We start from the raw sequence: 20,628 nt of genomic DNA, 5'->3' as shown, positions 1-20,628 counted from the left end.
CGAAAGGCAATGCCTGCCGTGAAGTGGTATCTGATAAAGGAAAAAAAATCTAAGCCAATGCGTGAAGTGAGCCAATTGCAAGGTTTGTACAGACCGGAATTTGAACATGATGCCTGCGGTACGGGCTTTACCGCCCATATCAAGGGACGCAAATCCCACCAGATCATCCAGGATGCTTTAACAATGCTGGAAAACATGGAACACCGTGGCGCCTGCGGATGTGAACGCACTACTGGCGACGGTGCCGGCATCCTTATCCAGATGCCCCATGAATTTCTCTATGCCGAATGTCTTAAACTCGGTATCCGCCTCCCTGAAACCGGTAAATATGGTGTGGGGATGGTATTCTTTCCGAAAGAACCGCGCTGGCGCGAAGAGTGCCGCGAGATCATACAACGCTGTGCGGAAAAGATCGGCCTGGACATTCTCGGCTACCGGAAGGTGCCCGTTCGTCCCGATGGTATCGGTGAAACCGCGCTGTCCGTTGAACCGGAAATAGAACAGCTGTTCATTGCCTGCCCTTACCAGATCTCCGACCAGGACGAATTCGAGCGCAAGCTGTTCGTGCTGCGTAATTATATTACCAAAACGGTACGCAACTCCATTCCGAAAGACAAAGCGGAGATCTATTTCGCTTCCCTGTCTTCCCGGACCATTGTATATAAAGGCCAGCTGACCACTTACCAGGTAGGTCATTATTATACAGACCTCCGCGACGAGCGCGCCGTTTCCGCTTTTGCGCTGATCCACTCCCGCTTTGCGACCAACACCTTCCCCAGCTGGAAGCTGGCGCATCCGTTCCGCTTCATTGCGCACAACGGGGAGATCAATACGCTCAAAGGCAACCTCAACTGGCTCCGCGCCGGCGAAAGCAGCTTCCTGACCAAATACTTCTCCGGTGAAGAGATGGAAATGCTCTCCCCCATCGTGGAAGATGGTCAGTCCGATTCCGCCTGCCTGGACAATGTGATCGAACTGCTGAACCTTACCGGCCGTTCCCTCCCTCATGTAATGATGATGCTGATCCCCGAAGCATGGGACGGCAACGAGGATATGGACCCGGTGAAGAAAGCGTTCTACGAATATCACGCTTCCCTGATGGAGCCCTGGGACGGCCCGGCTTCCATTTCCTTCACAGACGGTAAGCTGATCGGCGCAACGCTGGACCGTAATGGTCTCCGCCCTTCCCGTTTTGTGGTAACGAAAGATGACCGCGTGATCATGGCGTCTGAAGCCGGCGTATTACCCATCGATCCGAAAAATGTAAAAGAAAAAGGCCGCCTGCAGCCGGGCAAGATGTTCGTGGTAGACATGGAACAGGGCCGCATCATTGGTGATGAGGAACTGAAACAATCCATCTGCTCTCAACAGCCTTATGCAGAATGGCTCAATAAATACAAGATCCGCATCGACGAGCTGCCCGAACCGCGCGTGACCTTCACGCACCTCGAGCAGGAGCAGATCTTCAAATACCAGCGCGCTTTCGGTTATTCCACGGAAGACCTGGAAACCATTATCGCGCCGATGGCGATCGACGGTAAAGAACCGATCGGTTCCATGGGTACGGACGTGCCGCTGGCCGTGCTGAGCGATCAGCCGCAGCACCTGAGCAGCTACTTCAAGCAGCTGTTCGCGCAGGTGACCAATCCGCCGATCGACCCCATCCGGGAAAGACTGGTGATGTCGCTCGCTACGTTCGTGGGCAACAACGGCAACCTGCTGGATGAAGATCCGCTGCACTGCCACAGCGTTGCGCTCCCCCATCCCATCCTGAACAATTACGACCTGGAAAAGATCCGCAGCATTGATACCGGCATCTTCCAGGCTAAAACGCTCCATACTTATTTCAAGGCGGACGGCAAGCCAGGTTCCCTGGAAAAAGGTCTCGCCCGTCTGTGCCGTTATGCGGTGGATGCGGTGGAAGACGGATTTGAAGTGATCATCCTGTCTGACCGCGCCATTGATTCCGAGCACGCCGCCATTCCTTCGCTGCTGGCGCTTTCCGCTGTGCATCACCACCTGATCCGCAAAGGTTACCGCGGCCAGGTTGGCCTGATTGTGGAAGCCGGCGACGTTTGGGAAGTGCATCACATCGCCTGCCTGCTCGGCTTCGGCGCTACGGCCATCAACCCGTACCTCGCGCTGAGCACTATCCGCGACATGCGCCTCAACGGCAAGATCCAGACAGACCTGGATGTGGACAAACTGAAGAAGAACTACATCAAAGCGATCTGCGAAGGATTGCTGAAGGTCTTCTCCAAAATGGGCATCTCCACCCTGCAATCTTACCAGGGCGCGCAGATCTTCGAGATACTCGGTATTAATAAATCTGTTGTTGACAAATACTTCACCGGCGCCGTTTCCCGCATTCAGGGCATGGGGCTGGACCAGATCGCACAGGAAACGCTGGCAAAGCACTGGACGAGCTATGGCCGCAAGGAAACGCCCGTTCAGCGCCTCAACACCGGCGGCGTGTACCAGTGGAAAAGAAAAGGCGAGTTCCATCTTTTCAATCCCACCACCATCCACCTGTTGCAGTATTCAACACGGATGAACGACTACAACATCTTTAAAAAATATTCCAAGGCTGTCAACGACCAAAGCGAAAAAGCCGCTACGCTCAGGAGCATGTTTACGTTCAACCGTACCCGTCCTTCTGTGCCGCTGGAAGAAGTGGAATCCGCTGAAAGCATCCTGAAACGTTTTGCTACCGGCGCAATGAGCTTTGGCTCCATCAGCCACGAAGCGCACTCCACGCTGGCCATCGCCATGAACCGCATCGGTGCGAAAAGCAATACCGGTGAAGGCGGTGAAGATGAAATCCGCTACGAGCTGCTGCCCAACGGCGATTCCATGCGCTCCGCGATCAAGCAGGTAGCTTCCGCGCGTTTCGGCGTAACGAGCTATTACCTCACGAATGCGGACGAGCTGCAGATCAAGATGGCGCAGGGCGCGAAACCCGGTGAAGGCGGTCAGCTGCCGGGCCATAAAGTGGACGAGTGGATCGGCAAGGTACGTCACGCTACACCTGGTGTAGGTTTGATCTCCCCGCCGCCACACCACGATATTTATTCTATCGAAGACCTGGCGCAGCTGATCTTTGACCTGAAGAACGCGAACCGCGCGGCCCGCATCAGCGTGAAGCTGGTATCCAAGGCCGGCGTAGGCACCATCGCCGCAGGCGTTGCCAAAGCGCATGCGGACGTGATCCTGGTATCCGGCCACGACGGCGGTACCGGCGCATCTCCGATCAGCTCTATCAAGCACGCGGGCCTGCCCTGGGAACTGGGCCTCGCGGAAACACATCAAACACTTGTCCGTAATAAATTAAGAGGCCGCGTAACCGTGCAAACGGACGGCCAGCTGAAAACCGGCCGCGACATTGCCATCGCTACCCTCCTCGGCGCCGAAGAATGGGGCGTTGCTACCGCCGCGCTGGTGGTGGAAGGTTGTATCATGATGCGCAAATGCCATCTGAACACCTGTCCCGTTGGCGTAGCCACACAGGACCCCGAGCTGCGTAAACGCTTTGCCGGCGACCCCACGCACGTGGTGAACTTCTTCCACTTCCTGGTGGCGGAGTTCCGTGAGATCATGGCGGAACTGGGCTTCCGTACCGTGCAGGAAATGGTGGGACAAGTGGAAGCACTGAAAGTACGGGATAATATTTCCCACTGGAAATACAAGCACCTGGACCTGTCTCCGATCCTGTACCGCGAGCCGGCTTCCGACGATACCGCGCTGTACAAAGTAGAAGAACAGGACCACGGTTTGGCAGAAGTGCTGGACTGGCAGCTGCTCAAAGCCGCCAAACCCGCGCTGGAAAGCAAGACCCGCGTATTCGGACAGTTCAAGGTAAAGAACACGGACCGTACCATCGGCACCATTCTTTCCAACGAAATATCCAAGCGCTATAAAAGCGAAGGGCTTCCGGAAGATACCGTTCACTTCAAATTCAATGGCTCCGCGGGGCAGAGCTTCGGCGCCTTCAATACAAAAGGCGTAATGCTGGAGCTGGAAGGTGAGGCGAACGACTACTTCGGTAAAGGGCTGTCCGGCGCCAGGCTGGTGCTCTATCCGTCTACCGAAGCGGGTTTCAAGGCTGAAGAAAATATCATTGCCGGCAACGTGGCCCTTTACGGCGCTACTTCCGGTGAGGCATACATCCGCGGCAAGGCCGGCGAAAGGTTCTGCGTGCGGAACTCCGGCGCAACCGTAGTGGTGGAAGGCACCGGCGATCACGGTTGTGAGTACATGACCGGCGGCAAGGCGGTGATCCTCGGTGAAACGGGCCGCAACTTTGGTGCGGGCATGAGCGGCGGTATCGCCTTCGTGTACGATGTGAATGGCACCTTCTCCGGCCGTTGCAATAAAGATATGATCGATCTGGACCCGCTGGACGAGGAAGATGCAGCGCAACTGCAGGACCTGGTTACCAAACATCACGCCTATACGAACAGTACGGTGGCGAAGTTCATCCTGAAAGACTGGGAGAACCAGCTCCGTCACTTCGTGAAAGTATTCCCGAAAGAATACAAGGCGGCGCTGAAAGCGGCAGCGCAAAAAGGCGTGAAGAACAAGGTCTGACGCGGTTTTCATCATCGGTGCGCCGGACGGGCGCAGGCGATGAACGGTTTGATTCACTTTTAAAAAGCGTCCCCTCACGGGGCAAAGAGATATGGGTAAACCTACAGGATTTCTGGAATTTACAAGGGAGCTTCCCGGCAAGGCTGATCCGAAAGCGCGGATCAAACATTATAATGAATTCGTGGAACGCTTCCCGGAGCCGAAGCTGAACCAGCAGGCCGCGCGCTGCATGAACTGCGGCGTACCCTTCTGCCACAGCGGATGCCCCCTGGGCAATGTGATCCCGGAATTTAACGATGCCGTATACCGGAAGGACTGGCAGGAGGCGTATGATATTCTTACGTCCACCAACAACTTCCCCGAATTTACCGGCCGTATTTGTCCGGCCCCCTGCGAAAGCGCCTGCGTACTGGGCATCAACCAGCCGCCGGTAGCGATCGAGGAAATAGAAAAACATATCATCGAGATCGCATTTGATAAAGGACTGGCGAAAGCGAAAGTGCCGCGCGTACGCACCGGCAAGAAAGTGGCGGTGATCGGCTCCGGTCCCGCTGGACTGGCCGCGGCGGCGCAGCTGAACTACGCCGGCCATAACGTGACCGTGTTTGAGCGTGACGACAAGCCCGGCGGACTGCTCCGCTACGGCATCCCTGACTTCAAGCTGGAAAAATGGGTGATCGACCGCAGGATCACGTTGATGGAAGAAGAAGGAATTGTGTTCCAGTGCAATGCGAACGTAGGCGTGAACGTTAGTGTGAACGACCTTCTGCGTGAATACAACGCGGTTGTGCTGGCCGGCGGCTCCACGATCCCGCGTGATCTTACGATCCCCGGCCGTGAGCTGAAAGGCGTGCATTTTGCGATGGACTTCCTCAAGCAGCAGAACAAACGTGTCAGCAATTTAAAAGTAGAAGGAGAAGATATTATTGCCAAAGGCAAAAATGTGGTGGTGATCGGTGGCGGTGATACCGGTTCCGACTGTGTGGGCACTTCCAACCGTCATGGTGCGGTGAGCATCACGCAGCTGGAGCTGTTGCCGAAACCTCCGGGCGAACGTACGCCGTACATGCCCTGGCCCACTTATCCCATGGTGCTGAAAACTTCTTCTTCTCATGACGAAGGAGCCGACCGCCAGTGGGCGATTGCCACCAAGGCTTTTGTGGGTGATGATAAAGGCAACCTGAAAGGTTTGCTGCTGGTAGACCTGCAATGGACTTCCAGCGAAGACGGCCGGCCGGCGCGCTTTTCGGAGGTGCCGGGTTCTGAAAGGGAAGTTCCCTGCGAGCTGGCGTTCCTGGCCATGGGCTTCCTCCACCCGCAACATAAAGGTATGCTGGACGACCTGGGTGTGGAAACAGACGACCGCGGCAATGTGAAAGCGACCGAAAAGGCTTACCAGACTTCCATTCCGAAGGTGTTCACCGCCGGCGACATGCGCCGCGGCCAGTCTCTCGTGGTATGGGCGATCAGCGAAGGCCGGGAATGTGCAAGGAAGGTGGACGAGTTCCTGATGGGCAGCTCCCAGCTGGAAAGCAAGGACCATTCGGTGATGGCATTGTCCATTTAAAAAGATTTTTTCAAGATTTCTCATAAGCAGGTTTAGATTTTGTTGTAACCTTCAGCCGGGCCGGGTTTTTACCCGGCCTTTTGCTTTGGGTGATCCTCCAAAAACAAGCGGGCGGTAGATACCGGCCCGCCAAGATTCAAAATGTTAAACCCCACTTATGGAATCTATGCCTATGAATTACAGGAGCAATTTACTGGAAGTCCACACCCCGCGCGCTGTTCATTTTATTCATTTTTATGCCGGGTGTTAAGTCCCGCCCCGTCTTTACATGTACTTTATTTCTTAATTTTATACAACTAACCAAAACCTCATCCCATATGCGTTGGCAAGGACGCCGCGAAAGCGGTAACGTAGAAGATCGCCGCGGCGGTTCCCGTGGCGGGCTCATCGCTGGCGGCGGCATTGGCGGCATTGTTATAGCCCTGCTGATCTATTTCCTCGGCGGCGACCCCTCCCAGGTCATGAACATGCAGCAGTCCGGCCCCCAGCAGCAACTTTCCCCGGAGCAGCAGGCCGCTGAAGAAGAAGCCGCCAGTTTCGTGAAAGTGGTGCTCGCTGAAACAGAAGACGTGTGGAACAAGCTCTTTTCGGAAATGAACCAGCAATACCGGGAGCCAACGCTGGTGCTTTTTACCGGCCTCGTGGAATCCGCCTGCGGCAATGCCAGCAGCGCTTCCGGGCCGTTCTATTGTCCCGCCGACGAAAAGGTGTACATCGACCTTTCTTTTTACGACGAGCTGCAACACAAGCTCAATGCCCCGGGGGATTTCGCGATGGCCTATGTGATCGCGCATGAAGTGGGGCATCATATACAGAACATCCTCGGCATCTCTGAAAAAGTGCAGCACATGCGCGGCCGTGTAAGCCAGGCGGAATATAACAAGCTCTCCGTAAAACTGGAGCTGCAGGCGGATTTCCTCGCCGGCGTATGGGCGCATCACACGCAAAAACTGCAGAACATCATTGAGCCGGGCGATATAGAAGAAGCGCTGAACGCGGCCAATGCCATTGGTGACGACCGCCTGCAGAAACAGGCGCAGGGATATGTGGTGCCGGATGCATTCACGCACGGCACCTCACAACAACGCATGTACTGGTTCAAGAAAGGATTTGATACCGGCGATATACGCCAGGGTGATACATTTAACGAATTGCAATGATCACACATCTACCAATAAGGCTGACATGAAAAGACAACTCGTTTGGAAAGCTTTACATTACGAGATGATGGAATACTGTAACGTTGAAATAACGGATACAGACATACGAATTGACGGCACGATCGTCGGCTATGGGGAAGACACGCCTTTTTCCGTTACGTATGACATTATCACGGACCGGCTCTGGCAGGTGACTTCCCTCGAAATGGCCATCGAAAAATCGGGCGAAACTTCCTGGGTCTCGCTGCAGCGCGAGCCCGGCGAACACTGGACCCAAAGCGGCCACAGCCGCCCTGAATGGGAAGACTGCATCGACATCGATATTTCCCTCACCCCGCTCACCAACACCCTTCCCATCCGCCGCCTCTCCCAGGAGCTGCAGCAACGCCGGCAAATAGAAGTGCTCTACATCAACATCTTCAAGGGCGAGATCAAACCCGTCAAACAATGGTATACCCGCCTCGCGGACAACAAATACCTCTACGAAGGCGTGGCGAAAGACTTCAAAGCCGAGATCACGGTAGACGACGAGGGCCTGGTGAAAAACTATGAGGGGCTTTTCGTCCGGCTGAACAAGATCTAGTACGGATAATACTGCTTCAGCAGGTACCGGTACTTATCAGGCATGTGGTGCACAAATACATTCTCCCCGTCAAAAGGAAATTTTTGGTGGTAGGCTTCATCCGCCATCAGGATGATGGGCGTGCCGGCCGTCATGTAATTATTGCTGTGGGCGTATGCCGGTTGCTTTAACTGCGGCAGACCTTTAGAGGAGATCTTGTACACCGTGCCGCCGAGGTATTTCCGGAAGCGCCGCACAGATCGGTCGGTGGCGCGTGTCAGTTTGTTATATACCATGTTGCCGTACAGCCGCACAAAAAATTTCTGTTTCTTCAGGCCGTTTTTCAGATTGATGAAAGGGTTCACGGCGTTGAAATCTTTTACCGTCTGCAGCGACAGCGGGGTTTCCGGCACCCAGTCCGCGCTGTTCACCACACGGTATCCCCATCCATTGCGGGTGATCAGGTCGAAATCATATGCGTAATAAAGATTGCCGGGCTTCGGCGCGGCGCAGCAATATGTTTTGTACACAATATCTTCCGGCATGCCCGGCAGGTATTCAAGATAAGAACGTGTGAGAAAAGCGATCGCTCCGCCCTGGCTGTAACCGGTGATGATAAATTCCTTCACCCCCTCCGCATACAATTCCCGGATATGCGCCACAATATCCGGCGCCATAAAGCCAAGCGCCATCGTCCACCCCACATGCACGAACGCCGTTGCAGTATCCGCCGCCAGCTGATAATCAAAACGGGTGCTGTCATTCAGCTGCAGCGAACCTTTCGCGGGTATCATCGCCGAGTAGAAGTTCGCCAGCCAGCTTTCCAGCTTGCCAATGGTACCGCGGATCTGTATAACAGCCACCCCGTCCGACCGCTTCCACAGGAACCAGCGGTTGTAGAAGCCTACCTCGGGGCTGATGTAGAGCGGCGTATAATTTTCAGGATATTTTTTATTCGTGATGCTGTCTTCCTGCATGGGTAGCTGTATCAGCCCCATACATTCTTCAGGGTCAAATCCGGGTTGAAGGTGCTGCGCCTGCAATGGCAGATAGATGCAGGCCAGTAGTCCACATAGAAAGCTGCGCATGTTTTTTTTATAAAATAACAAAAAAGACGGGGCAATGTTGATAAGCCGTAAATTGCGGACATGTTAACGATCATTCAGGCAGGGGAAGAAAATATTCCGCAGATACAGGAGATCGCGCGGAACACCTGGCCGGAGACATTCAGGGACATTCTTTCACCGGAGCAGATCCGCTATATGCTGCAGATGATGTACGATGACGCTTCTTTGCGGCGGCAGATGCGCAGCGGACATGTATTCCTGCTCGCGGAGTCAGGCGGCTTTGCTTCGTATGAACTGAACTACCAGGGAAAAGCGGTGTGCAAGCTGCACAAGATCTACATCCTCCCTTCGATGCAGGGCAAAAGCGTGGGCAAAGCGCTGCTCACGGAAGTGGCGCGCATCGCAAAGGAAGCGGGCATGCAACAGGTATGGCTCAACGTAAACCGCCATAACAAAGCCACCGGATTTTATGAGCGGTTCGGCTTCAGAAAAACCGGGGAAGAAGACATCGATATCGGCAACGGATATTTTATGAACGATACTATCATGCAAATGGATCTATGAAACCACTACTCTACCTACTTTCCATCATCTCCCTGTTCCTCTTTTCCTCCTGCGCGCGCAAGATCACTGAAAGCGGCAAAGCTTCATATTATGCGGACAAGTTCCAGGGCCGCAGAACGGCCAGCGGGGAAATCTTCCGGCAGCGCCGGATGACCGCGGCGCACAAAACCCTGCCTTTCGGCACGAAGGTGCGGGTCACCAATCTTTCCAACGGCCGCAGCATCAAAGTGCGGATCAACGACCGCGGGCCTTTTGTGGCTGGCCGGATCATCGACCTTTCCAAAAAAGCGGCCCGCAAGCTCGGCATGCTGAATGACGGCGTGGTGAACGTGAAAGTCCGCTACAAAAAATGATATCCGTTTAACAAATTTTCGTCATATATTCGGGGTAATTGATGTGTTCTATGTATGGATACCTGGTTTTCCCTGCCTACCGTCTCCGACGAACGCCCTATTATGACCAACTTGCCTGCGTACCCGGATTTTACGGTAACCCTTAGCGGAGATGACTGGCGGCAGGCCGAGTTTATCAACATCGACAAGCTGTGCACCGTCGGTGAAGAAATGGACGAGATCAAAGACATCCGCATCAACCACAGCAAAAGCACTGCTGATGGATTGCGCTCCTTTCTCCGTTTGCACGTCCGGCGCCGGATCGGCGCGGCGGAGCTTTTCATTCCGCTTTTCGAGCTGAAAGCCCTGCTCCGCAGTCACACCGTAGGCAGCATCGCTTTTGAGTCCCATCCCGGTTTTGTTAAAAACGGTTTTGCATTATCCACACCTTTCGGGTTTTACTATGGACTGGAGGAAAATGGCGTGGTCAAATCCCTCGCGCTGCACAACGGTCACGAAACGGCGGAAAGGGATATACGCCGGATCATGTGGAGCTACCACCTGCTCTTCGTGCAATGGTGCCATTGCAACATCCACACGCCCTGAGCCATCCGATTGTCAATTTTCCGACGCGGCCATTGACAGTGTGCCGGAAGTGCTTTTACTTACAGGTATGAAAAATCGCTGCTACTCTTTTCTGCTGCTGGGGTTCCTGGCGGCGGGACATTATGTGAAGGCCCAGGTAACGCTCCCCGGTTTTACGGCCTACGCCGTTCCCGAAGAAAAAGGTGTGGATATCTCCGCGCGTCAGGGCGTTGTGCGGTGGACAGACAGTACCAACGCCGTTCATTTTTATTTTCATGCCGCCAGCACAGGTACGCTCAAAGTCACGCTGCAAGCCAAAAGCGACGCGCCTTCGCGGATCAAAGTGCAGCTCAATGGCGTGGAAAAAATTGTGCGTATTAACGGTTCCGACTACACGAAAATTCCTGTTTTACAAACAAAGATCAAAAAGCCGGGCTTTTACACCATTACCCTCAAGGGTGTGGAAAAGCAGGGGAATGTGTATGCGGATGTGCAGGGCGTTACACTGGAAGGCCCTGCCACAAAGGATATCCAGTTCAACCCCAAAAGCTGGCGCCGCTCCGCGTCTGTGCACCTGAATTACCCGGTAGCCAAAGACACGCCCGTGGAGTGGTTCTATGGCGAGATCAAAGTGCCGCAGGGTGAGGACAAGACCGGCACATACTTCATGTCATGCGGCTGGCACCGCGGGTACTTCGGCATGCAGGTGAATGGCCCAGATGAAAGGCGGATCATTTTTTCCGTGTGGGATGCGGGCAAGGAGCCGGATGATCGCGCGAAGGTGCGGTATGAGGACCAGGTGACGCTGCTCGCGAAGGGGGACAGCGTGATCGCGCATGGATTCGGCGGTGAGGGTACCGGTGGGCACAGCCACTGGGTGTACAACTGGAAGGCCGGCGAAACGTACCGCTTCCTGATGCATGCGGTGCCTTCGGGGGCTACCACGCAGTACACCGCGTATTTCTATGTGCCGGAACACCGCGAGTGGAAGCTCATCGCGAGTTTCCGCGCGCCGAAGGATGGCCGGTACATGCGCGGGCTATATTCTTTCCTTGAAAATTTCAGCTTTGAAAACGGGTATTTGCACCGCAAAGGATTTTTCGGCAATCACTGGATCAAAACCCCTTCCGGCGAATGGATCGAGCTAACGAAAGCGCGTTTTACGAATGACGCCACGGCGCGCGCGAAAGACCGGCTGGATTTCGGCGGTGGCGCGGAGGACGGATGGTTCTATTTGTGGACGGCGGGTTTCATGCCGGCGGATGCGAAGCTGGGGGATGTTTTTGAGCGTCCGGCGGGGGGCAGGCATCCTGAAATTGAGTTGCCGAAGTTTTGACGGTTTGTGTTGCTGCTGCCGCCAAAGATGCATGCCGGTCTTGACCTGACGTTTGTTGCATTTTTATGGAGCGAACATTTTATTGCTGCCCGGCCGCCGTTGTGTCACTCACTTCAGCGGCTGGTTGCTATTTCAGCGTTTTGCAGCGTTTGTACAAAAGCCAATACGTCCCGTTGCTCGGCATCGTTCAAATGCTGGAAATGATGCATGTTGCCGGTGGAATTTCTGATGGCGGACGCCGGAATAATTTTGTGATCCTCCCCTTTCGCGAATGGTGTTTCACCATTGAACAAGGGCACGAAATGACAAGTCCCGCATTTTGCTTTTCCCATAAAAAGATTGAAGCCGTTCACTTCCCGCGCGTCCATCCGGCTGTCATCCCCCCGCATAAACTGATCAAACCGGCTGTTCATCCCCCATTCTTCGCCGGACAAATTGAATGCTCCTTTTGCAAACACGTTGGATGCTGCCGGATCTAAAAAGTGATCCGCCGTTGCATACGGTATCTTCAGCGCTTCGCGGGCCAGCTTGATCTGGATGGCAAGCGGGTTCAGATAATCCCGGATAAAATCCATCCGTGAAAACGTTTGTCCCGATGACGTATCCAATATCCGGTCCGCTTCCACGAACAATGCCAGCGTACGGTCCGCCAGGTCCGGGTTACGTTTTTCCAGTTTTTCCTTATAAAAAAGCCAGACGGCTTTTATCCCCGCCAGGGAATATTTTGTTTCCGTGATGCTTTCCCCGGCAACGGGCGAATCAACGCCGCTGATGCCGAAAGCCAGTATCCGCGCGATTTCCAGCCGCATCGCATCAAAGAGTTCCGCATCGCCGGTTTCCAGCGAATCTATATTTCTTTGCAGCAGCCGGGTGCCGGAGATCAGCTGCAGCACGGCTTTGCGGAGATTCGCCGTGTCCTGCTCCGCGATGCGGGGGAACAACATTTTTTCGATCCCGGGATCGTTCAGCATCATGGATCCGGAAGGATGAAAATGTGTGGCGAGCAGTTCCAGCCGCTTGTAAGCGAACCTTGCTTCGAGAAACTGCTGCTGAATCTCGGGCTGGCTGTCCTGCTGCTCCACCGCCTCCAATAGAAGTCCCGCTTCTTTGTCGAGCTGCTTCGCCTGCAGATAATACCATTGCAACACATGCTTCACTTCAGGCGGCAACTGCCGCGCCCGCTGGCCGGTGATCACGGAAATGAGTGTGGTGGCTATCGCAGCCAGGAAGAAGATACCTGCGCGCATACATCGGATTTTTAGTTGGTCCTCCCCGCTTACCGGAGAGGACCTGATGACACTTCCAGGGGTTAAAATATACTATGATCGCTTTATCCTGTGTTAAAGCTACGCGGGGCATGTTACGCCCTTGTTACGGGAATTTTAACTTAATAAGAAGTATTTTAGCAGTATCTAAAATGCACCCGTTATGGCTAAACGTGGACTGTTGCCCATTCCTGATCTCATCAATCCGTTTAAAGTAAAGAAGAAACGGCTGATGAATTTTAACCCCGTAACGGCGGCCAGCTCACGCAAGCCGGTGGAGCACGTGAGGATCACGGTTTTTGAATACGATGCGCAAACGGTGCGGGAAGAGGTGATGGACCGGGTGGAAGACTGCTTCCGTTTTTCAAAAGGCGATTGCGTGAAATGGATCAATGTAGATGGCGTCCGCCGGCAGGAAGTGGAGGCGATCTGCCGGGAGTTCAATATTCACTACCTGCTGATGGAAGACATCATGAGCGAAGGCCAGCGAGCGAAAATGGACGAGATCGGCGAGAGCCTTTTTTGTTTGTTGCCGATGATGACCTTCCGGCCGGAAAGCGCGTCGGTGGACCAGGAGCAGGTGAGCCTGCTGCTGAAAGGTAATGTGGTGATCTCTTTCCAGGACGATCCGGGCCGCGACGTTTTCAACCCTATCCGGGAAAGGCTGCGCAGCAACGGCACCAAACTCCGGAACTCCGGCGCGGACTATCTGCTTTATGCATTGCTCGATGAAATCGTTGATAATTATTTCATGGTGATGGATGGCCTTGGCGAACGGATAGAAGTGCTGGAAGATATCATCCCCCGTCAACCTAACAACCGAACACTCGCCCGCATCAACTATCTGCGGAAAGAGATACTGTTGTTCAAACGCGGCATTGCGCCGGTGCGGGAGCTAACGAACGGTTTGTTGAAATCGGAGAACAACCTCATCGAAGAAAGTACGCGGAAATATTTCAAAGACGTGTACGATCATATTGTGCAGGCGAACGACCTCGCGGAAAATTACCGGGACATGGTGATGAACCTGCAGGAATTATATCATGCGCAGATGTCGCAGAAACTGAACGAGGTGATGAAGGTACTGGCCGTGGTGACAACGCTGCTCGCGCCGCTCACGGTGATCACCGGCATCTATGGGATGAACTTCGAACGGATGCCGGAACTAAGGAATCCTAACGGTTATTTTATTGTGCTCGGGGTGATGCTGTTCATCTTTGTGAGCATGATCATCATTTTCCGGAAGCGCGGCTGGTTTTAAACACCGGCACGGTGGAGCAGGGCTCCCCATACATAATGCTCTTCACTACGGGGCGAAGCAACCGGGTCACTTCCACGTAAGCTGCTTCGGTGACGGTTTTATCTCCACATCCTTTTATCACCACCCGCCCGTCCCGGTACTGCTCCGGATCAATGGCCGCGAGGTTTTTCAGGAAAAGCGTTTTGTGCACAAATTCCTCATCCCCGAAAGCATAAAATGCCGCCACGGGCTCCAAGTAACTTGCTACGAGCATGTAAGCCCAGATCGGCACGATCGCATCGGCGGTACAAACTATCGCAACATTCTTTCCACGGTATTTTTCCCAGTCCAGCTCCTGCAATCCCGCCCGGAACTCCTTTTCTTTCAGGATCAGTTCCATGAACAGGTGATCCTTCAGGTCGAACACGGCGGTTTCGCCCTGCGGGTAGAATTTTTCCAGGTCTATCGTTGTCAGCGCGCTTTGCGCTACTTTATTGACAATTTCTTCCATACTGCAAAATTACGGAATTTGGCGGGGTCGTGCGCCGGCGGTTGTGTGGCGGGAATGTCATAATTCAGGATAGTGATGTCGCGGAGATTTGGCGGGTTGACGAGCAGGAGGCGAAGCGGGTTGTGTGGCAGGAGTGATAATTCAGGATGGTGATGGGTGGGGCGGTATTATCGCCGTTCTCACTGTGACAAAAAAAGGCCGGGATTAATGCCCCGGCCTTTCAGACTATATTTTTCCTGTTAAAATCAGTTTGCTGTGAAGAAAGACGCACGGTCATCCTTAACGTCGCTCTTCTTTTTCAGCGCTTCAAACAGCTGGTTGTCCGTCAGCTGGCGGAGGTTCTGTTCGTAGGCTGTGCGTTGCTGCTCATAATCGAGCGGGGACTGGCCGGAAGGAACGTAGGTGTTCACTTTCAGCACGTACACACCACCATTACCCTGGATCGGAGCGGTAGCTTTAGCGGTACCCCATGCTTTGTTAAAAGCGGCGCCGCTTACGCGGGGCTCGAAGCCGAGGGACGGAATGAAGGGCGTGGCAAAGCTGATAGCGTCAACCGTCAGCACCGGCTGATTGGTTGCGCTGGCGGCAGCTTCTATTGTGGCAGGCGATTTCATTTTTGCAATGATCTGATCTGCTTTTTTGTTTTTCTTCACTTCCGCTTCTACCTGCGGGCGAACTTCTTCCAGCGGTGCGGTGCCGGCTTCACGTGCGCTGGTCAGCACGGCTACTACAAATTTATCTTCCAGTGTGAACACAGGGCTTATTTCTCCTTTGTCTGCTTTGTAAGCCCAGCTTACGATTTCGCGGGAGCTGCCGAGGCCCGGGATTACGAAGTCCATCGCGCCGAGGTTCTGCTGGCGTTTATCCAGACCTTGTTCCTGTACTGTTTTTTCAAATGTTTTCCAGTCGCGGTTCTTTGAAGCGAAGTCATTGGCAAGCGCCAGCGCTTCGCTGCTGGTGGTGGAGCTGGCGTCCACACGCTTGGCGAGGTAAGCGATCTTCAGCGCGGGTCCGAAGTTCTTCTGCTCGGTGATCTTCACCACTGCGTAACCGATCGGCATTTTCACCACTTTCAGCGCACCGCTGTTACCTTCAAAAGCAAAGTCTTTTACGGCTTGCAGTTCATTGGCAAAATATCCGTTCGGGGTGAGGGTGTATTCGCCGCCGTTCTGTTTGCTGTTCGGATCATCGGAGAACGTTGCTGCGAGTGCTGCAAAATCGCCACCGCCGCGGATCACAGATTCGAGGCTGTCCGCGCGTTTTTTCGCGAGGGAGTCAGACAGGCCGGGCTGGATGGCCACCAGTATCTGGCGGATCTTCACCGTGTCGGGCAATGTTTTTCGGTCGATCACTTTTGCGTATACCAGCAGGTTGTTGTCCTGGTAAGGGCCATATATTTTTCCCGCCGGCAGGTCGATGATGGAATCTTTTGCAGGCACCTGAATGGAATTGCGCGGAGCGTAACCATCATAATAAGGAAGCTCGGAATTGAGTTTGATAAATCCGGCAACGTCGGGCGTGGTATCCAGTTCAGCTTTCAGCTTTTCAAATTCTGTGAGCGCCAGCGCGGAATCCGCGGCGGAAGCCAGTGCGTTGAAAGCTACATATTCTACTCTGCGGTTTTCTTTTACTTCGAAGAGCGCTTTGTGGTCTTGTATATATTTATTCAGTTCAGCATCGGTTACTTTGATGGTGCTGTCCGCGATAGAAGCGTAAGGCACCTGCACGTAGCTGATGTTGGCATTTTCTGCTGTGCTCTGCTGTTCCATTTGCGCGAGCCACTTGGGGTAATAGATACCCTGGTGCACGAGCGTGATATATTTTTGATTCTTCTGGTATTCAGTGATCATCTGGTCAAATGCGAGGAGCTGCTGGCTCATCTGGCCGGTAGGGTCCTGCTTAACCTGTTCGGCTACACGCTGTAATACGGAGCGGTCGAATTGTCCGGTCTGGGGATCGGCGAAATACTGGAGAACCAAGGGGTGGGGGTTCTTACCATAGATCTGGTCGGTCACTTCAGCCTGGGTTACTTCTATGCCCAGCTCTTCATACTGCGCCTGCATTATCTTTTCACGGAGGAACTGGTCCCATGCCTGTTCACGGATATATTGTTGTGTCTGGTCATCCAGGCTGGCGCCCGGCATTTGCTGGCGCATTCTTTCCTGCATGTTCTCGATACGTTGCTGATACTCGCGGTAGTCCAGCTCTTCTCCATTTACCTTACCTACTTTGGTAGATTGATTGAACATTGAGTTTCTACCGAAAAAAACATCCTGCAGCAAAAAGCTCACAATAGCCAGGCATATCAATACGATAATGACAACGGCATATTTGTCCCTGATTTTCTGAATAACTGACATATAATATATAGTCTAAATTTTAGAGGTAGCAAAAATAGAATAAAATAGTTGTAACTGCAAAATAGGTTTTTAAGCCCGGAAAGTCAATACAGCAAAGGATTTGAGCGGTATTTCGGGAGGGTCGTTTTTTGGCTTGATTCACACATTATCCACATTTTGTTTTTATTTAATACACAGGTACCGGTTGTTAAAGATCCGTTGATTTGCCCGCGATCACTGGGTCTGCGGGTGGCGGGCAACGTGGAATGCTGCGCCGGTTATCCACAAAATAAGCATATACTGTATATAATCCACAGAAATTTGTGAATTATCCCGCCAAAAATCTTAAAAATCCGGCCGGGGAAAAATTTCAGAAAAGTGGGTCTGTTTTTCCACAGTTTATGTTAACAACCATGGGGTTAAGCGCATTTTATGTGGGTAAACAGCCGTTGGGAAGTAGGTAAAACTAAATTTGTTTTTCTGCGGCGGATTAATTCCGGATTTACCGACGTGCATAACTCCCCTGTTTTAACATTTTCTTAATACCGGACGCGCTGAAAAGTTGTACACGAAAAATCTTGTCAACACTGTGGATAAAGCAGCGCAAATTCAATAGTGGCGGGAAATCAGCCTGTTAATTTCATGTGGATAGTGCCGGAAAAAAATATAACAAGTACATTTGTATATGGTAGTGAATGGGAGTTACCCCCATATTCACACCCCTAATAGTAGTGGGCTTTTTCTTCTTTTTAAAAAGAAAATTAATTCTATAATTATGATTACGGCATTAACGGAAGCGAAAAAAAATTTACAGAAAAAAGGATTCCTGGACATAGAGGTGGATGTTCAGCTGGATCTTTTCGCGGAGATCGACCGGTTGAAGAAAGAAAAAAATGCAATCATCCTGGCGCATTATTACCAGGAACCGGATATACAGGACGTGGCGGACTATATTGGGGACAGCCTCGGGCTTAGCCAGCAGGCCGCTAAAACGGACGCTGACATTATCGTATTTGCCGGCGTTCACTTCATGGCGGAAACGGCAAAGATCCTCAGCCCGCAGAAAAAGGTGCTCCTCCCTGACCTGAAGGCAGGATGCTCACTGGCAGACAGCGCTCCGCCGGAGCTGTTCAGGAAGTTCCGTGAAAAATATCCGGATCACATCGTGATCTCCTATATTAATTGTTCCGCGGGCATCAAGGCGCTCAGCGATATTATTTGTACCAGCTCCAATGCGGAAAAGATCATTGAAAGTGTTCCGAAGGACCAGCCGATCATTTTTGCGCCGGACCGGAACCTGGGATCTTATCTGATCAAGAAAACGGGTCGTGATATGGTATTGTGGAACGGCGCCTGCATGGTGCACGAGATTTTCAGCCTGGAAAAGATCACGCGGTTGAAAGTGCGGCACCCGAAGGCAAAGATCATTGCGCATCCGGAATGTGAAGCTGCTGTTCTGGCGATTGCTGATTTCATTGGTTCTACAACGGGACTGCTGAAATATACACAGCGGGACGATGCGCAGGAATATATCGTGGTGACGGAAACCGGCATTCTTCACCAGATGCAAAAGGAAAATCCGCAGAAGACTTTCATCCCGGCGCCGCCGAACAATGCCTGTGCATGTAATGATTGTCCGCATATGAAATTGAACACGCTGGAGAAATTATACCTGTGCATGGAGTACGAGGAGCCGGAGATCACGATGGACGAGGAGCTTCGGATCGCTGCGAAGAAGCCGATCGATCGCATGCTGGATATCAGTGCGAAGGCGGGGTTGTAGGAAGTTTTTTGAATGATTATAGAGCTGTCAGTTTTTGGCGGCTTTTTTTGTGATGTGTAGGTTTATTTTTTTGATACTATATATTATTTTGATATTCATATTATTAATTCAATTTTGTGGTTTTTTGAGCGGGAAATTGGATGAGAAATTGCGGGTAATATGGGGGAATTAATCATAGATGGCTTTTTATCTGGCATTAGTCATAGGATGGATATAGGGGAGCTAGGTATTTTATTTCGGGTATTTTTTGAAGGATGTTTTCTCCTGATGTTAGAGGATGCTCCCATGTGCCACTGAATCTTGAAGGTAAAAAAAGAAGGATGCCTTTCCCGGACATCCTTCTTAAAATATCTTACAGTTTTCAATTTACACTGCGAGAATTTCTTCTACCCAGATATGATCTGCTTCTGTCTTCCTGAGTGATAAATTATATCCTGCTACAATGATGCAGATGGGGTCACCGAGCGGAGCTATTTTTTCAACCTTTACCGTTTCTCCGGGAACACATCCCATTTCCATCAATTTGATATGAAGGTCGCTTTTTTCAAATTCCCGGATCACTGCACTTTTTCCGATCATGAGGGATGATAATTTGATCATATTATTTTGTTGAGCGAGTTAAAACCAATCTGTGACGAGGGCCTCAGTAATTACAGCGCAAAGGTATCGCACAAACGTCAATATGCAAAAAATGAAGCGGCAGTATCCAACTTTTCACTATAATTTTACAATATGATTTATTTTTCTGCGCATGAAGTAAAGGTGGGTCTGAAAGAGAGAACCAGGCTCAAAGAATTTATCCGGGAGTTGTTCAAGAGAGAAGAACAGGGATTGGTCCGTTTGCAGTATGTGTTCTGTACAGATGAGTATCTGCTCCAGATCAATCAGCAGTTTTTGAATCATGATACGTATACGGACATTGTGACTTTTGAGTTGTCACCAGACCCGGAAGTAACAGAGGGTGAGATTTACATCAGCATAGACAGAGTAAAGGAGAACGCCGAACAATACGAGGTAACGGAGAATTATGAATTGCACCGGGTGATGTTTCATGGGGCCTTGCATCTTTGTGGTTATAGGGATAAGACAAAGAAGGAAATTGAATTGATGCGGCAAAAGGAGGATGAGTATTTGAGATTGTATTTCGATAAGTAGCTTTATAGATGTTCCACGTGGAACATTTCTTTTTAGATGCCGGTCGTTAGTGCCCGGCTTTTTTTCTTTTGAGAAGTTACAATTATATCTGGTACTCCACAGGTCATCGTTGCCATCGCCTAAGTCAAGTACGATCATTTCATCGATTTCGATGAATGTCATCGTCTGTAATATCAATTTCAAATATAGCTTCGCGCAGGCTGGATGGAATCGTTCCGGTTTCGGTTGCCGGATACGTATAGTCGGCACTGGAAGGTCTACCTACCTTAATGCAATATTTTAAAACTTCCGTATCAAAGGATATGGATATTTTATGGGGGATGTCTTGAACCCCATCTTTTTGAACTATTGGATTAGAAGATGAATGTATTCTATCATATTGCTATCATTAGATCAACTGAGATATTGTAGTTAAATGGATTTACTGTTGGATGTTGCATTCTTCCGGAAAGGACGTATCCCCGTTTCATTGTTTGTTTATGGCCGTTTCTCTAAGAACAAGAGAATGTGTTGTTTTGGTTGGGATGAAATCTTGGATGAATTTTGCATAGGTGGTGGAGTAGAGAATATTCCTG

General features: G+C 51.8%; 16 protein-coding genes. 11 read left to right on the top strand and 5 right to left on the bottom strand.

Annotated features, from left to right (window positions below):
* The first annotated feature begins 57 nt into the window (after positions 1-57).
* The 4 genes from gltB to CCY01nite_RS07275 all read left to right on the top strand — a co-directional run bounded on the left by gltB (position 58) and on the right by CCY01nite_RS07275 (position 7,897).
* Positions 58-4,587, top strand: coding sequence for a glutamate synthase large subunit (gltB, locus tag CCY01nite_RS07290; protein ID WP_146859207.1), 4,530 nt, complete (start codon positions 58-60; stop codon positions 4,585-4,587).
* A 91-nt stretch (positions 4,588-4,678) separates the two neighbouring features.
* Complete coding sequence (locus CCY01nite_RS07285; RefSeq protein ID WP_146859205.1) at positions 4,679-6,154, top strand: glutamate synthase subunit beta; 1,476 nt, start codon at positions 4,679-4,681, stop codon at positions 6,152-6,154.
* A 317-nt stretch (positions 6,155-6,471) separates the two neighbouring features.
* Entirely contained in the window at positions 6,472-7,314 is an 843-nt protein-coding gene (gene ypfJ / locus CCY01nite_RS07280; RefSeq protein ID WP_146859203.1) for a KPN_02809 family neutral zinc metallopeptidase, read from the top strand.
* A 25-nt stretch (positions 7,315-7,339) separates the two neighbouring features.
* Complete coding sequence (locus CCY01nite_RS07275) at positions 7,340-7,897, top strand: putative glycolipid-binding domain-containing protein (RefSeq protein ID WP_186830952.1); 558 nt, start codon at positions 7,340-7,342, stop codon at positions 7,895-7,897.
* On the opposite strand, the gene CCY01nite_RS07270 is transcribed toward CCY01nite_RS07275, so the two are convergent.
* A complete protein-coding gene (locus CCY01nite_RS07270) occupies positions 7,894-8,964 on the bottom strand; it encodes a lipase family protein (protein WP_146859199.1) in 1,071 nt (356 codons plus the stop codon). The two genes, CCY01nite_RS07275 and CCY01nite_RS07270, sit on opposite strands and share 4 nt — an antisense overlap.
* Positions 8,965-9,024: 60 nt before the next feature.
* Between CCY01nite_RS07270 and CCY01nite_RS07265 the strand changes: the two genes are divergently transcribed.
* The 4 genes from CCY01nite_RS07265 (at position 9,025) to CCY01nite_RS07255 (ending at position 11,760) form a co-directional block, all read left to right on the top strand.
* Positions 9,025-9,507: a GNAT family N-acetyltransferase gene (locus CCY01nite_RS07265; RefSeq protein ID WP_146859197.1), complete on the top strand. Its 483-nt coding sequence runs from the start codon at positions 9,025-9,027 to the stop codon at positions 9,505-9,507.
* Positions 9,504-9,860 carry a septal ring lytic transglycosylase RlpA family protein gene (locus tag CCY01nite_RS26850; protein ID WP_146859195.1) on the top strand — a complete coding sequence of 119 codons (357 nt, stop codon included), beginning with the start codon at positions 9,504-9,506 and terminating at the stop codon, positions 9,858-9,860. Before CCY01nite_RS07265 ends, CCY01nite_RS26850 begins: the two co-directional genes overlap by 4 nt.
* Positions 9,861-9,914: 54 nt before the next feature.
* Positions 9,915-10,445: a hypothetical protein gene (locus CCY01nite_RS26600; protein WP_186830951.1), complete on the top strand. Its 531-nt coding sequence runs from the start codon at positions 9,915-9,917 to the stop codon at positions 10,443-10,445.
* Between the two features lie 67 nt (positions 10,446-10,512).
* Complete coding sequence (locus CCY01nite_RS07255) at positions 10,513-11,760, top strand: DUF3472 domain-containing protein (protein WP_186830950.1); 1,248 nt, start codon at positions 10,513-10,515, stop codon at positions 11,758-11,760.
* A gap of 113 nt (positions 11,761-11,873) precedes the next feature.
* Here CCY01nite_RS07255 and CCY01nite_RS07250 read toward each other — a convergent pair whose 3' ends face one another.
* Positions 11,874-13,007, bottom strand: a complete 1,134-nt coding sequence (locus tag CCY01nite_RS07250) for a hypothetical protein (protein ID WP_146859191.1) — start codon at positions 13,005-13,007, stop codon at positions 11,874-11,876.
* Positions 13,008-13,188: 181 nt separating this feature from the next.
* Here CCY01nite_RS07250 and corA point away from each other — a divergent pair, with 181 nt between their 5' ends.
* A complete protein-coding gene (gene corA / locus CCY01nite_RS07245) occupies positions 13,189-14,286 on the top strand; it encodes a magnesium/cobalt transporter CorA (protein ID WP_146859189.1) in 1,098 nt (365 codons plus the stop codon).
* Here the strand turns inward: corA and CCY01nite_RS07240 are convergent.
* The gene (locus CCY01nite_RS07240) at positions 14,258-14,776 is read right to left on the bottom strand and encodes a DUF2480 family protein (protein WP_146859187.1); all 519 of its coding nucleotides are present in this window, start codon (positions 14,774-14,776) and stop codon (positions 14,258-14,260) included. The genes corA and CCY01nite_RS07240 overlap by 29 nt on opposite strands.
* Positions 14,777-15,021: 245 nt before the next feature.
* Entirely contained in the window at positions 15,022-17,136 is a 2,115-nt protein-coding gene (locus CCY01nite_RS07235) for a peptidylprolyl isomerase (protein WP_146859185.1), read from the bottom strand.
* A gap of 754 nt (positions 17,137-17,890) precedes the next feature.
* Here CCY01nite_RS07235 and nadA point away from each other — a divergent pair.
* Positions 17,891-18,898, top strand: coding sequence for a quinolinate synthase NadA (gene nadA, locus CCY01nite_RS07230; protein WP_146859184.1), 1,008 nt, complete (start codon positions 17,891-17,893; stop codon positions 18,896-18,898).
* Between the two features lie 366 nt (positions 18,899-19,264).
* Here nadA and CCY01nite_RS07225 read toward each other — a convergent pair whose 3' ends face one another.
* Positions 19,265-19,498: a FeoA family protein gene (locus CCY01nite_RS07225; RefSeq protein WP_146859182.1), complete on the bottom strand. Its 234-nt coding sequence runs from the start codon at positions 19,496-19,498 to the stop codon at positions 19,265-19,267.
* A gap of 132 nt (positions 19,499-19,630) precedes the next feature.
* Here CCY01nite_RS07225 and ybeY point away from each other — a divergent pair, with 132 nt between their 5' ends.
* Positions 19,631-20,053: an rRNA maturation RNase YbeY gene (gene ybeY, locus CCY01nite_RS07220; RefSeq protein ID WP_146859180.1), complete on the top strand. Its 423-nt coding sequence runs from the start codon at positions 19,631-19,633 to the stop codon at positions 20,051-20,053.
* Positions 20,054-20,628 lie beyond the last annotated feature (575 nt).

The organism is Chitinophaga cymbidii (assembly GCF_007992715.1).
Lineage (GTDB): Bacteria > Bacteroidota > Bacteroidia > Chitinophagales > Chitinophagaceae > Chitinophaga > Chitinophaga cymbidii.
This window is presented reverse-complemented; position numbering and strand designations above follow the sequence as displayed.